Origin of the sequence: Actinomadura napierensis (genome assembly GCF_039529375.1) — a bacterium.
GTDB lineage: Bacteria > Actinomycetota > Actinomycetes > Streptosporangiales > Streptosporangiaceae > Spirillospora > Spirillospora napierensis.
On record NZ_BAAAMR010000182.1, the window covers coordinates 1 to 12,500 of the forward strand.

The 12,500-nt window shown below is 74.4% G+C and carries 15 protein-coding genes; 12 read left to right on the forward strand and 3 right to left on the reverse strand.

The genetic code is table 11. The features are described from left to right. From ABD296_RS47025 to ABD296_RS47050, 6 genes are all read left to right on the forward strand, one after another. Positions 1–399, forward strand: a 399-nt coding sequence (locus ABD296_RS47025; RefSeq protein WP_344284187.1) for a helix-turn-helix domain-containing protein, incomplete at its 5' end; no start/stop codon positions are given. Between the two features lie 131 nt (positions 400–530). Beyond that, on the forward strand, positions 531–911 hold the full coding sequence (locus ABD296_RS47030) for a helix-turn-helix domain-containing protein (RefSeq protein ID WP_344284189.1): 381 nt from the start codon (positions 531–533) through the stop codon (positions 909–911). A 21-nt stretch (positions 912–932) separates the two neighbouring features. Then, entirely contained in the window at positions 933–1,289 is a 357-nt protein-coding gene (locus ABD296_RS47035) for a histone-like nucleoid-structuring protein Lsr2 (protein ID WP_344284192.1), read from the forward strand. A gap of 17 nt (positions 1,290–1,306) precedes the next feature. Further along, positions 1,307–1,636, forward strand: coding sequence for a histone-like nucleoid-structuring protein Lsr2 (locus ABD296_RS47040; RefSeq protein ID WP_344284195.1), 330 nt, complete (start codon positions 1,307–1,309; stop codon positions 1,634–1,636). Between the two features lie 198 nt (positions 1,637–1,834). Further along, on the forward strand, positions 1,835–3,712 hold the full coding sequence (locus ABD296_RS47045; RefSeq protein ID WP_344284198.1) for a CASTOR/POLLUX-related putative ion channel: 1,878 nt from the start codon (positions 1,835–1,837) through the stop codon (positions 3,710–3,712). 103 nt (positions 3,713–3,815) lie between these two features. Further along, entirely contained in the window at positions 3,816–4,106 is a 291-nt protein-coding gene (locus ABD296_RS47050; RefSeq protein WP_344284200.1) for a hypothetical protein, read from the forward strand. A gap of 20 nt (positions 4,107–4,126) precedes the next feature. Here the strand turns inward: ABD296_RS47050 and ABD296_RS47055 are convergent, their stop codons facing one another. Further along, on the reverse strand, positions 4,127–5,188 hold the full coding sequence (locus tag ABD296_RS47055; RefSeq protein ID WP_344284202.1) for a hypothetical protein: 1,062 nt from the start codon (positions 5,186–5,188) through the stop codon (positions 4,127–4,129). Positions 5,189–5,405: 217 nt separating this feature from the next. Between ABD296_RS47055 and ABD296_RS47060 the strand changes: the two genes are divergently transcribed. The 6 genes from ABD296_RS47060 to ABD296_RS47085 all read left to right on the forward strand — a co-directional run bounded on the left by ABD296_RS47060 (position 5,406) and on the right by ABD296_RS47085 (position 11,157). Beyond that, the gene (locus tag ABD296_RS47060; RefSeq protein ID WP_344284205.1) at positions 5,406–6,260 is read left to right on the forward strand and encodes an EamA family transporter; all 855 of its coding nucleotides are present in this window, start codon (positions 5,406–5,408) and stop codon (positions 6,258–6,260) included. 156 nt (positions 6,261–6,416) lie between these two features. Next, the gene (locus tag ABD296_RS47065; RefSeq protein ID WP_344284208.1) at positions 6,417–7,811 is read left to right on the forward strand and encodes a hemolysin family protein; all 1,395 of its coding nucleotides are present in this window, start codon (positions 6,417–6,419) and stop codon (positions 7,809–7,811) included. Next, positions 7,808–8,824, forward strand: coding sequence for a CNNM domain-containing protein (locus tag ABD296_RS47070; RefSeq protein ID WP_344284211.1), 1,017 nt, complete (start codon positions 7,808–7,810; stop codon positions 8,822–8,824). Before ABD296_RS47065 ends, ABD296_RS47070 begins: the two co-directional genes overlap by 4 nt. Positions 8,825–8,885: 61 nt before the next feature. Next, complete coding sequence (locus tag ABD296_RS47075) at positions 8,886–9,173, forward strand: RNA polymerase subunit sigma-70 (protein ID WP_344284214.1); 288 nt, start codon at positions 8,886–8,888, stop codon at positions 9,171–9,173. A gap of 3 nt (positions 9,174–9,176) precedes the next feature. Further along, positions 9,177–9,734, forward strand: a complete 558-nt coding sequence (locus ABD296_RS47080) for a Clp protease N-terminal domain-containing protein (protein ID WP_344284217.1) — start codon at positions 9,177–9,179, stop codon at positions 9,732–9,734. 43 nt (positions 9,735–9,777) lie between these two features. Continuing rightward, entirely contained in the window at positions 9,778–11,157 is a 1,380-nt protein-coding gene (locus ABD296_RS47085) for an FAD-binding oxidoreductase (protein ID WP_344284220.1), read from the forward strand. Between the two features lie 39 nt (positions 11,158–11,196). On the opposite strand, the gene ABD296_RS47090 is transcribed toward ABD296_RS47085, so the two are convergent. Then, positions 11,197–12,198 carry a hypothetical protein gene (locus tag ABD296_RS47090; protein ID WP_344284223.1) on the reverse strand — a complete coding sequence of 334 codons (1,002 nt, stop codon included), beginning with the start codon at positions 12,196–12,198 and terminating at the stop codon, positions 11,197–11,199. After that, entirely contained in the window at positions 12,195–12,329 is a 135-nt protein-coding gene (locus ABD296_RS47095; RefSeq protein ID WP_344284226.1) for a hypothetical protein, read from the reverse strand. The genes ABD296_RS47090 and ABD296_RS47095 overlap by 4 nt, the downstream gene beginning before the upstream one ends. Positions 12,330–12,500: the final 171 nt, after the last annotated feature.

Sequence of the window (12,500 nt, forward strand, 5' to 3'; positions counted from 1 at the left end):
GGCGACCGCCCCGCCGGCCGGGCGAGGGGCGGCGCCGGGTCTCCCTCGGGCCGCGGATCGCGGCGCGGCGGGGTGCTCGTCCGCGCCGAGGAGCGCCTGCCCGAGCTGCTGCTGCAGGAGGGCGGCTCGCTGGCGGCGCTGGTCGCGGCGCGGCGGCTGGCCCCGCTGGAGGCCGCGGGGCCCCGGCAGGGCGTCCGGCTGGCGGAGACGCTGCTGGAATGCATGAAGCACGGTTTCAACGCGACGGGCGCCGCCGAGGTGCTGTGCGTGCACCCGCAGACCGTCCGGTACCGGCTCGCGCAACTCCACGAGATGTTCGCCTTCGACATCGAGGACCCCGATCTCCGCCTGGAGATGATGCTGCTGCTCAGCACCTGGATCCGGGCGCGCGCCTCCTGACCGCCCTCGCCCGGGCACACCGCCCCTTTTCCGGTGCCGCGCCGCGCCTCAACGTCATGGTGGCGCGCGGAATCCGCTACGGTCAGGGTCGCCGCGTAGGCGAGGGGGCGGGTGCGGGACTGTTGGCGGAAATGGGGGCGAAGGTGCGCGTCTGCACGTGTGCCTCGTCTGAACCCTGCCGGCGCGCAGGTTTCGTCGCGCGGATCTTGTCGGCGGCCCTGATCACGGTGCGGGTCGTGACGGTGACGCAGGCGTACCGGTTCGCGTGGAATCGGGGCCTTGCCGCCTGCCGGGACCGCTACGACGCCGAGGGCAAGTGGTGGTCCGGCGTTCCCCAGCGCCACGTCCGGCCGGGCAGCACGGTGGGCGTCGATCTGGACGTCGCCGCCGGGCAACCGCCCGCGAAGCAGGAACCCGGCACCACGCCCCGCGTGGATGGGACCGGGGCCGCCGTCACGCGAGCGACGGCTACCCGAACAGCGGATCCCCACATCCGCTCACACTTCAGGTGACGGAAGGAACACAGGGTACAGATGGCCGAGAAGGTCATTCGAGTCGACGACATCGACGGCTCCGAAGGGGACGATGTCGCGAAGCGGGACTTCGAAGTCCTGGGTCGGACGTTCACGATCGACCTGAGCGACGACAACTACAAGCGGCTGAACGAGATGCTGGACGCGCTCGCGCCCTTCATCGACAACGCCGTGGAGGTGAAGGCGGCCGGGAAGGGACGCAAGCCCCGGACCGCGAAGATCAAGGGCTACACGAACGGCGATGTCCGCGACTGGGCATTGCGCGAGGGCGTCGAAGTCTCCGAACGTGGCAAGATATCGGATGAGGTCTATGCTGCATTCATCGACGCTCATCCGGACGCGAAGCCGGACGCATAGCTAGAGGGAGTCCCCGCATGGCACAGAAGGTCGAAGTCCTTCTCGTGGACGACATCGACGGTGGCGAGGCCGACGAGACCGTCAGCTTTTCACTCGATGGCACCACTTACGAGATCGACCTGAGCAAGAAGAACGCCGCCAAGCTGCGCGACGGGCTGGAGCCGTTCGTGGCCGGCGCCCGCAAGGCGCGCAGGCCGGCGGGCCGGCAGGTCCGCGGCACGCGTACCGCGGGCAGCCGTGAGCGGTCCGCCGAGATTCGCGAGTGGGCCAAGAACCACGGCATCAAGGTCAATGAGCGGGGCCGCATCCCCGCCAATGTGATCGAGCAGTACGAGGCCGCGCACTAGCGCTCCGCGCGGCCGGCGGAGTTCCGGCTGAGCGCCGAGGGGCCGGAGTGAAATTCTCACTCCGGCCCCTCGCGCATTAGTGCGCACCGGGCAAATCGCCTTTCGCTCGGCATTCCCCGAATTCCCCATGGCGGACATCATCGGCGGGCAAGTCGGTAGGGTGGCGCCCGGGGGGACCGGCAAAGGGGGCATGCGGGGTTGAAACAGGCGACGCGACGGGACCGGGTCCGGTACTGGTTCGACACCACCATGGCGAAGGGGACGTCGGCGCTCATCGGCTGGCTCGCGCTCGCCTCGGCGGCGCTGGTGCTCGTGGTGGCGACCGCCGCGGTGGTCCTCGCACCGCGCGACAGCGAGCGCCACGGGCACTGGCCGGGCATGGTGTGGCGCAGCCTGCTGCGCACCCTCGACCCCGGCACGATGGGCGGCGACAGCGGCGGCGTCGCGTTCCTCGGCCTGATGCTGGTCGCCACGATCGGCGGCATCTTCATCGTCAGCTCGCTGATCGGCGTGCTCACCACCGGCCTGGAAGCCAAGATCACCGAGCTGCGCAAGGGCCGGTCGCGGATCGTCGAGCACGACCACACCGTGCTGCTCGGCTGGTCGGAGCAGGTGTTCACGGTCGTCGCGGAGCTGGTGGAGGCCAACCAGAGCGAGCGCCGCTCGTGCGTGGCGATCCTCGCCGACCGCGACAAGGTGGAGATGGAGGACGCGCTGCGGGCGCGGGTCGGCGAGTCCGGCCGGACCCGGATCGTGTGCCGCACCGGCAACCCGCTGAAGGTCGCCGACCTGGACCTGGTCAGCCCCGGCACCGCGCGCTCCATCATGGTGATCTCGCCGGAGGTGCCGGACGCCGACACCCACGTCATCAAGGTGCTGCTGTCGCTCGGCGCGCGCGCCTGGGAGCGGCGGCGGCCTCACGTCGTCGCCGCCGTGCACGACTCGGCGAACCTGCCGGCGGCCCGGCTGGCGGGCGGCGCCGCGGCCCGGGTGATCGACGCCGACGACATCGCGATCCGGCTGATCGTCCAGTCGCATCGGCAGTCCGGTCTGTCGCAGGTCTGCACCGACCTGCTGGACTTCGCCGGGCACGAGTTCTACATGCGGCCCGAGCCGTCGCTGGCGGGCCTGGCGTTCGGCGAGACGCTGTCGCGCTACGACCTCGGCGTCCCGGCGGGGCTGCGGCACCACGACGGCACGGTCGCGCTGAACCCGCCGATGGACACCGTCATCCGCGCCGACGACGAGATCATCGTGCTGGCCGAGGACGACCTGCTGATCCGGCTGGCGTCCGGCCCGGCGCCGGCCGTCCGGGAGGCGGCGATCACCACCGCGACCGCGCGGGAGCCGGTGCCCGAGCGCACCCTGCTGCTCGGCTGGAACCACCGCGCCCAGAAGATCATCGAGCTGCTGGACGACTTCCTCGCGCCCGGCTCGGCGCTGACGGTGGCGGCGCCGCGCGAGGACCCGACCGCCGGCCTCGGCCCGTTCGCCAACCTGAAGGTCGAGTTCGTGTGCGCCGAGCCGACCGAGCGGCCCGCGCTGGAGTCGCTGGACGTCGGCTCCTACCAGCACGTCATCGTGCTTTCGGAGGCCGGGTACGACCGGGAGCACGCCGACGCCCGCACGCTGGTGACGCTGCTGCACCTGCGCGACATGGAGGACGCGCTCGGCGACCCGTTCTCCATCGTCAGCGAGATCAACGACGACGCCAACCGGGAGGTCGCGCAGGTCACCAAGGCCGACGACTTCGTGGTCAGCGACAAGCTGATCAGCCTGATGCTGACCCAGCTGAGCGAGAACCGGCACCTGTACGACGTGTTCGCCGACCTGCTCGACCCGGCCGGGTCGGAGATCTATCTCAAGCCCGCCTGCGACTACCTGCTGCCGGGGAGCACGGCCGACTTCGCGACGCTGATCGAGTCGGCGCGGCGGCGCGGCGAGGTCGCGCTCGGCTACCGGCTCATCGAGCGGTACCACGAGCCGCCCGGCTACGGCGTGGTGCTCAACCCGGACAAGACGGCTCCGCTGGTGCTGTCGGCGCGGGACCGCGTCATCGTCCTGGCGGAGAACTGACGCCCCGGACGCCGCGAGCCCGGTCCCGCGGCACGATCGGACGGAAATCACCGTGCGCGAACGGGGCGGATCGCCCACAATTGAACCGACGGGGTGATCAATCGTGGGCGATCAGATGTTGCGGCTGGGAGCGCGCATAGCGGAGATCGAGGCGCTCTACGGCTGCGCCGTGGACGAGCGGGACAGCCGTGCCGCCCGCCGGCTGCTGGCCGAGCTGGCGCGGGCGGGGGCGCTGCTGGCCGAGGAGGCCGAGCGCGCGGCCGGGCCCGCGCGCCGCACCGGCGGGACGCGGCCCGGCAGAGCGCGCCTGCGCCGCCGCATCGCCGGCACGCAGCGCACCGCCGACCGCATCATCGCGGTGTTTACGCAATCCCGGCCCAGGGGCCTCGCCTAGCGGCTCGCGCCCTGAACGGGCTAGAGCGCCTTTTCGTCGGGTGGGGTGACTTCCGCCTGGCCCTTGGTGGGGCTGGCTGTGTCTTCGGGGACGGCTAGTCCGGGGGCGGTGTTCAGGGCGTCCGTCGTCCGCTCGCGCAGGGCGCGCTCGGCGCGGTGGGCGTCCTCGGACATGCCGCGGATTTCGGCGCCCGCCAGCTCGTCGCCGACCGTGCCGGCGAGCAGCTCGCGGTAGCGGGCGTTCTGGTCCGCGAGGCCCTGCAGGACCCGCGACTCGTGGTAGGCGTCGTCGGCCTCGCCGGCGCGGCGCGCGTACGCCTCCAGCGCCTCGATCCGGACGGCGACCGATTGGGCGGACAGTTCGAGCGCGCGGTCCTGCGGTTCGAGGAGGGCGCGCACCCGCGGGGACAGCCGCTCGGGCTGCTGCGCGCGGCGCTCCCGGCGCAGCCGGGTGTGCTCGGCGAGGGTCGCGGCGATCGCCCACTCCTGCCGGGGCAGCACGACGGTGTTGCCGACGGCGTCCAGCAGCCCGGCGCCGTGCGACTGCGAGCCGAGGACGGCGTCGACGGCGCGCTGGGCGCGGATCAGCAGCCGGGTGGCGGGCCGGTCGAAGTCGGCGGGCAGCAGGTAGCGGCCGTGGTGCTCGCGCGCGGCGCGGGCGGCGTCGGGCTCGCGCAGGTGCCGCAGCGCGCCGGCGACCCAGCCGGCGAAGCTCACGCCCGCGAGCGCGACGGCGGCGTCGGTCTGCCCGAGCAGCAGCAGGAGCACCTGCAGCGCGGGGGTCAGCATCATCGCCAGGACGGGGAGCCGGCCCCACCGCACCGCTCCCCCGACGAGGTCGTCCTGGTCGAGGGAGGCGAGGAAGAACACCCGCAGCCAGCCGCCCGGCAGGACGCCGTAGAAGAACGCGAACGCCGGGATCCACAGCATCCGGGCGACGACGGTGGCGGCGGTGAGGGACGGCGGCCGCGGCGCGGGCAGGCTCGCGGCGACCAGCCGCTCCGGTGCGGCGGCGAGCGCGGCGCGGTCCGCGGCGGGAATGCCGGGGTCGAACACCGGCCGGGGACGGCTCTCATCGTTCATCGGCGCTCCCCACGGCGTCGGGAGGTCCCGCTGAGAGCCGAGGCCGCCGGCGGGACGTCTGCCCGTTGTTCCTTCCTTCCCTTGCTATCACTTGTGCCCAGCCATCCCCGGAATGTCACGAGATCCGGAAATTCGGCCCGTCCGGCGGTCCTCCGCGACGCTTTAGCCTCGACCTAAATCGGTGCACGGGACGGCCCTTCTGCGGTGAAGTGGGCGCATGACCGTCGCCCTCGCCGTGATCTTCGCCGGAGTGCTGCACGCCACCTGGAACGCGATCGCGAAGGGCGCGCCGGACCGGTGGGCCTCGTTCGCGCTGATCGCCCTCGGCGAGGCGCTGGTGGTGGTTCCGCTGGGTCTGCTGATCGGCCCGCCGGACCGGGCGGCGTGGCCGTGGCTCGCCGCGTCGGCCGTCGTCCACATCGTCTACATGGGGCTGCTGCTGATGGCGTACCAGCTGGGCGACTTCAGCCAGGTGTACCCGCTCGCGCGGGGCAGCGCCCCGCTGCTGGTGGCGGTCGTGGCGGCGGTCGCGCTCGGCGAGCGGCTCTCGTGGGCGCAGGACGCGGGCGTCGCCGCGGTCTGCGCTGGGCTCTGGGTGCTGGCGTTCACCGGCGGCCGGGAGCCCGCGGAAGGCGGCCCGCGGCGGGATCCGCGCGCCGTGGCGGCGGCGCTGCTGACCGGCGTGTCCATCGCGGGGTACACGCTGCTGGACGGCGTCGGGGTGCGCAACGCGGGCGGTTCGCTGTCCTACACGTCGTGGCTGTTCGGCATCCAGGCGCCGCTGACGGTCGTGATCGTGCTGGCCCTGCGCGGCCGCGCGACGCTCACCCGGCTGGACCGGCCCGCCGTCCTGCGCGGCCTGGCGGGCGGCCTCATCTCGATGGCGGCGTACGGGATCGTGCTGTGGGCGCAGACCCGCGGGGCGCTGGCGTCGGTCGCGGCGCTGCGCGAGACCGGGGTGATCTCGGGCGCGGTCATCGGGGCGGTGTTCTTCTCCGAGCGGCTCGGCCCCCGCCGGATCGCGGCGGCCTGCGTGGTCGCGGCGGGCGTCGTCCTCATCACCGCGCACTAGCCCGGCCCGTCCCCGTGCGGGGCGGGTCTCGCGGGGCATGCCGGGCCCTGGCAGGGTAGGAAGGGATCTTGCAGGGACGCGCGGAAGGGGGATCGTGTCCGGGCAGAGCGGTCCACCGGCCACCGGCCCGGCGCCCCGCCGTGCGGGGAGCCGCCGGTGAACGGAGCGCTGGGCCTGCTGGCGGTGCTGCTGCTGACCGCCGCGACGGGCTACTTCGTGGCGCAGGAGTTCGCGTTCGTCACCGCGGACCGGCCGCTGCTGGACCAGCGGGCGGCGGAGGGCGACCGCGCGGCGGCGCGCGCCGTCCGGGTGATGGAGCGGCTGTCGTTCATGCTGTCGGGCGCGCAGCTCGGCATCACCGTGACCGCGCTGGTGGTCGGCTTCATCGCCAAGCCGGCGCTGGCCGACCTGATCTCGCCGGTGCTGGACGCCGCGGGGGTGCCGCGCGGGGCGTCCGGCGGCATCGCGGTGGCGCTCGGGTTCGTGCTGGCGACGGTGCTGCAGATGGTGCTGGGCGAGCTGTTCCCGAAGAACCTGGCGCTGGCGCGGGCGGAGGCGATGGCCCGGTGGCTGGCCGGGTCGACGCTGGTCTACCTGGCGGTGGCGGCGCCGCTGATCCGGCTGTTCGACGCGGCGGCGAACCGGCTGGTGCGGGCCGCCGGCATCGAGCCGGTCGAGGAGCTGCACCACGGCGCGACGCTCGAGGAGCTCGGGCACATCATCGGCGAGTCCGGCGAGCAGTTCCAGGAGGCGCACGCCGACCTGCTGGAGCGGGCGCTGGCGTTCTCCGAGCGCGACGCCGAGGAGGTCATGGTGCCGCGGGTGGACGTCGTGACGGTGCCCGCGTCGGCCCGCGCGTCGGAGCTGAGCGAGATCATCACCGCGAGCGGGCACTCCCGCTACCCGGTCGTCGGGGAGCGGGTCGACGACGTGGTCGGGATCGTCGGGCTCGACGAGCTGATCCTGCTGGACCCGGCGGAGTCGGAGCGGACGGAGGTGGGCGCGATCGCCCGGCCGCCGCTGCTGCTGCCGTCGTCGCTGCCGCTGCCGGACGTGGTGGCGCGGCTGCGCGGCGCGGACGTCCCGGTGGCGTGCGTGGTGGACGAGTACGGCGGCTTCGCCGGACTGATCACCTGGGAGGACGTCGCGGAGGAGCTGGTCGGGGAGATCGCCGACGAGCACGACCCGGACGAGGACCTGGCGATCCGGCGCGGCGAGTGGTGGACGACCGACGCCGGGCTGCGGGTGGACGAGGTGGCGCACGAGACCGGGATCGCGCTGCCGGAGGGCGACTACGAGACCGTCGCGGGCCTGCTGCTGCAGCGGCTCGGCCGGGTGGCGCGGCCCGGCGACGTGGTGCGGGTGGAGCTGGAGCCGACCCGGCTGGACGAGCCGCCGCGCGCGGCCGTGGTGGAGGTGCTGACCGTGCACCGGCACGTCCCGGAGCTGATCCGGGTCCGCACCGTCGACGCGCCCCCCGGCGAGCGCGGGGCAGGCGGCCGGGAGGACGGGGACCGCGGGGACCGAGGCCGGAAGGGCGGGGGCCGGTGAACCTCACGCTGGGCGTCCCGGTCACGCTGGCGCTGCTGGCCGGCAACGGGTTCTTCGTCGCGACCGAGTTCGCGCTGGTGGCCGCCAAGCGGCCGCGGCTGGAGCGGGCCGCCGCGCGCGGCAGCCGGGCCGCCGGAGCGGCGGTGGCGGGCATCGGCGAGCTGTCGCTGACCCTCGCGGGCGCGCAGCTCGGCATCACGATGTGCTCGCTCGGGCTGGGCCTGGTCTCCGAGCCGGTGTTCACCGAGGCGCTCTCGCCGCTGTTCCACGCCGTGGGGCTGCCCGGTGGCGTGTCGCACGCGATCGGGTTCGTGCTGGCGCTGGGCGTGGTGACGTTCCTGCACATGGTCGTCGGGGAGATGGCGCCGAAGTCGTTCTCCATCGCGGGCCCGGAGCGGTCGGCGACGGTGCTGGCGCTGCCGTTCCGGGCGTTCACGACGGTCGTCCGGCCGCTGCTGGCGGCGCTGAACGGCGCCACGAACCTGCTGCTGCGCGCGGTCGGCGTGCATCCGGGCGAGACGCGGGAGGTGTCGCGGACGCCCGAGCAGCTGCGCAGCATCGCCGAGGAGTCGCGGCGGCTCGGGCTGATCGGGCAGCGCGACCTGACCCTGCTCACGGCCGCGCTGGACGCGCCGCGCGCGCCGCTGTCGGACCTGGTGGTGCCGGTGGCCGAGATCGTGTCGGTGCCGCCGGAGGCGTCGCCGCAGGAGGTCATCGACACCGCCGCGCGCACCGGCCGGATCCGGATCATGCTGCGCGGCTCGGGCCGGGGGCAGGCGCGGATGGTGCACGTCCGCGACGCCTACCTGGCGCGGGCGCGCGGGCGGGACACCCCGGCCGGGGAGCTGGCGCATCCGGTGCCGGCGATGCCGGTGGGCACGCCGGTCGGCGAGGCCGTCGCGACGCTGCGGGCGCGGCACAGCCAGCTGGGGCTGGCGGTGGCGCCGGACGGCCGCGTCGCGGGCCTGGTCAGCCTGGAGGACCTGCTCACCACGCTGCTGGAGCTCTCCTGATCCGCCGCGGAGGCGTCAACATCGGTTGACACGCGCCGAGTGTCAACCTACATTGACATGCATGAGCGATGGAGTGACGCTCGCCCAGGAGGCGAGCAGCAGGGATCCGGCCGTCGGGCTGCGCGCCGTCCGCGCGCTGCGCGAGCTGGCCGAGCGGCTGGAGGCGCTGCAGGTGGCCAGCGCCCGCGACCAGGGCTGGTCCTGGCAGGACATCGCGGTCTGCCTCGGCGTGAGCCGGCAGGCCGTCCACAAGAAGCACGGCGGCGGGCGCCGCCTCTCCCTCCCGACGAAGTCGGGAGGGGGGCGTGGGGGGTCGTCCCCCCTCGGACAAGCACAGAAGGAGCAGTAGGAGATGTTCGAGCGTTTCACCGCGGACGCGCGGCAGGCCGTCGTCGGCGCGCAGGCCGAGGCGCGCGCGCTCCGCGACCACCACATCGGCACCGAGCACGTCCTGCTGTCGCTGCTGAGCGCCGACGACGCCCTGGGGCGCGCGCTGCGCGAGCACGGGCTCGACCCGGCCGACCTGCGCGGCCGGATCGCCCGCGTCAACCGCGGCGGCGGCGACGTGCTGGACTCCGGCGCCCTGCGCACCATCGGCATCGACCTGGACGCCGTCCGGGAGGCCACCGAGCAGACCTTCGGCGAGGGCGCCCTCGACGTCCCCGCCGGCAAGCTCCCCCGCTACGCCAGGGGCCACATCCCCTTCACGCCGAAGGCCAAGAAGGCCCTGGAGCTGAGCCTGCGGCACGCGGTGCGGCTCAAGCAGAAGGAGATCCGCAGCGGCCACATCCTGCTCGGCATCCTGCACGACGAGGACTTCCTGTCGGTGCGGCTGGCGACCGAGGCGGGCGTGGACGTGCCCGGGCTGCGCGCCGACGTCACCCGGCTGATCACCACCGAGGCCGCGTGACCACGGCGTCCAGGTGATCGCCCGCGTGTGATTACGTGGGGACATGCCCGCTTTCCTGGACGCCCTCCGCGCCGCCGTCCCCGCCGCCCGGCTCGTCACCGACCCGGACGTGGTCGCCTCCTACTCCCACGACGAGGCGGAATGGGCGCCCCACGGGACGCCCGCCGCCCTCGTCCGCGCCGGATCCACCGAGGACGTCCGGGCCGTCGTGGCCGCGTGCGCCGAGCACGGCGTCCCGGTCGTCCCGCGCGGCGCCGGCACCGGGCTGTCCGGCGGCGCGAACGCCCTGGACGGGTGCGTGCTGCTGTCCCTGGAGGCGATGAACGAGATCGTCGAAATCGACGCCGCCGAGCGGCTCGCGGTCGTCCAGCCGGGCGTGGTCAACGACGCGCTGCGGCTCGCCGCCGCCGAACGCGGCCTGTGGTATCCGCCGGACCCGGCGAGCTCGCCGTGGTCCACGATCGGCGGGAACACGGCGACCAACGCCGGCGGCCTGTGCTGCGTCAAGTACGGCGTGACCCGCGACTACGTGCTGGCCGTCGAGGCGGTCGTCGGGCGCGGCGAGGTGGTGCGGCTGGGCCGCCGCACCGCCAAGGGCGTCGCCGGGTACGACCTGTGCGGGCTGATGGTCGGCTCCGAGGGGACGCTGGGCGTCATCACCGAGGTCACCGTGCGGCTGCGCGGCGCCCGCGCCCCCGAGCGCACCATCGTCGGCTACTTCGACACGCTGCGGGACGCGGGCGAGGCCGTCAGCCGCGTCACCGCCGCCGGGATCGTGCCGAGCGCGCTGGAACTGGTCGACCGGCACTGCCTGCGGGCGGTGGACGAGTGGCGGAACATGGGCCTGTCCGCCGACGCGAACGTCCTGCTCCTCGGCCGCACCGACCTGCCCGGCGAGGCGGGCGAGGCGGAGGCCGACGCGATGGTCGCCCTGTTCGGGGAGGCGGGCGCGACGTGGAGCGCGCGCTCGTCCGACGAGGCGGAGGCCGAGGCGCTGTTCGCGGCGCGGCGGCTCGCCTACCCGGCGCTGGAGCGGCTCGGGCCCGTCCTCACCGAGGACGTGTGTGTGCCGCGCGCTCTCGTGCCGGAGATGCTGGCCCGCATCGAGGCCGCCGCGACCGACACCGGCACCCGCATCGCCAACATCGCGCACGCCGGCGACGGCAACCTGCACCCGCTGATCATCGCACCTGCCGGGGACGACGACGCGCGGGTGCGGGCCCAGCGGGCGTTCGACCGGATCGTGGCGGACGCCCTCGACCTCGGCGGTACCGTCACCGGCGAGCACGGCGTCGGCCTGCTCAAGCGGCGCGGCCTGCACGCCGAGCTGGAGCCGGCCGTGATCGCCATGCACCACGCGGTGAAGGACGCGCTGGACCCGGCGGGCATCTTCAACCCAGGCAAGGTGTTCGGGACGCCCTGAGCGCGGAGGCTGCGGGCGGCCCGCCGGCGCGCCGCCGGTTCAGCGGCGCGCGGCCTCCCAGCCCTGGACCAGCTCGGCGGTCGCGTCGCCGAGCAGGCCGGCCTTCAGCCGCCCGTCCTCGCCCTGCTCGACCTGCACGCCGACCGGCCGCAGGTCCGGGACGCGCCCGCTGTACAGGCCCGTCCGCTCGTCCATCCGCTCGTACTCCCCCGGCCGCCACCAGTAGACCTGCGGGCTGACCGGCCGCTCCCCGCTCCCGGCGAGCTTCGCCGCCACGTCCTGGACCGTCTTGACCGCCAGGACGAGGTGCGGGTCCGGCCCGATCTCGTGGACCGTCACGTACTCGGGCAGCGGGAAGGCGACCAGCGCGCCGAACGGCAGCGGCCCCGGGAAGTGGCGGCGCAGCGCGTGCACGTGGGCGCCGATGTAGCGGTGCTGCTCGCCGATGTGGGAGATCTTCACCCCGTCCATGTCGGTGGCCTGGACGTAGTGCGGCTCGCCCTCGATGGAGCGGGCCAGCGCGCCGCCGAACGCCTCGTCCTCGGTGACGTCGCCGAGGTCGGTCCGGTTCAGCGGGACGATCGAGTCGGGCAGGTCGGCCACGACCGTCTCCAGCAGCCCGGGGGCGAGCGGCCGGGTCAGCAGCGCGGCCCGCACCCGCTCGTCGAACGCGTTCTCCGGGTAGAGGCGGACGCGCAGGCTCCCCTCCTCCAGCATCCGCCGCGCGCCACCGCCCGCGGGCGCCGCGGCCGGGCCCTGCTCCAGGGCCTGGACGGCCTGGTCCGCGTACTGGGCCGCCATGGCGGGCAGCTCCGCCGGCGAGCGGTTCGCGGCGTACCGCCGCCATTCGACGAGGCTCCCGCGCACCTGGGAGCCGTCCCTGCGGGTGATGTCGATGGTGTCCGGGTCGGGCAGCGCGGTGGCGTACCCGCGCTGCGCGAAGGCGTTGACAAGGGCCATGCCGATGGCGTCGGACGCGTTCGGGTTCATGGTCATGTAGGACCCGGCCGGCGCGGCCGGAGTTCGTGTGATCTGGATCATTTCCGGTAGTAGCCGTTGAGGGCGGCGACGCAGGCCGCCTGGCGTGCCGGGTCGCCGGGGAAGCGGCGCCGGCACTCCGGCCCGATCCAGGACGGCGGGGCCGGGCGCGCGGTGCGGGGTTTGTGCGGCACGTGCGGCCGGGGCTCGGGCCGGGGACGTGGGCGTGGGCGCGGCGGGCGGGGGGCGGCGGGACGGACGTGCGCCGGGCCGGGCGGAGCAGGTCCTGCCCCCGGCGTGCGGTGCGGCGCCGCGGCGCCCGGTGGGGCACCGGGCGGGCTTGCCTGAGCGTCCGTCGGCGCGGG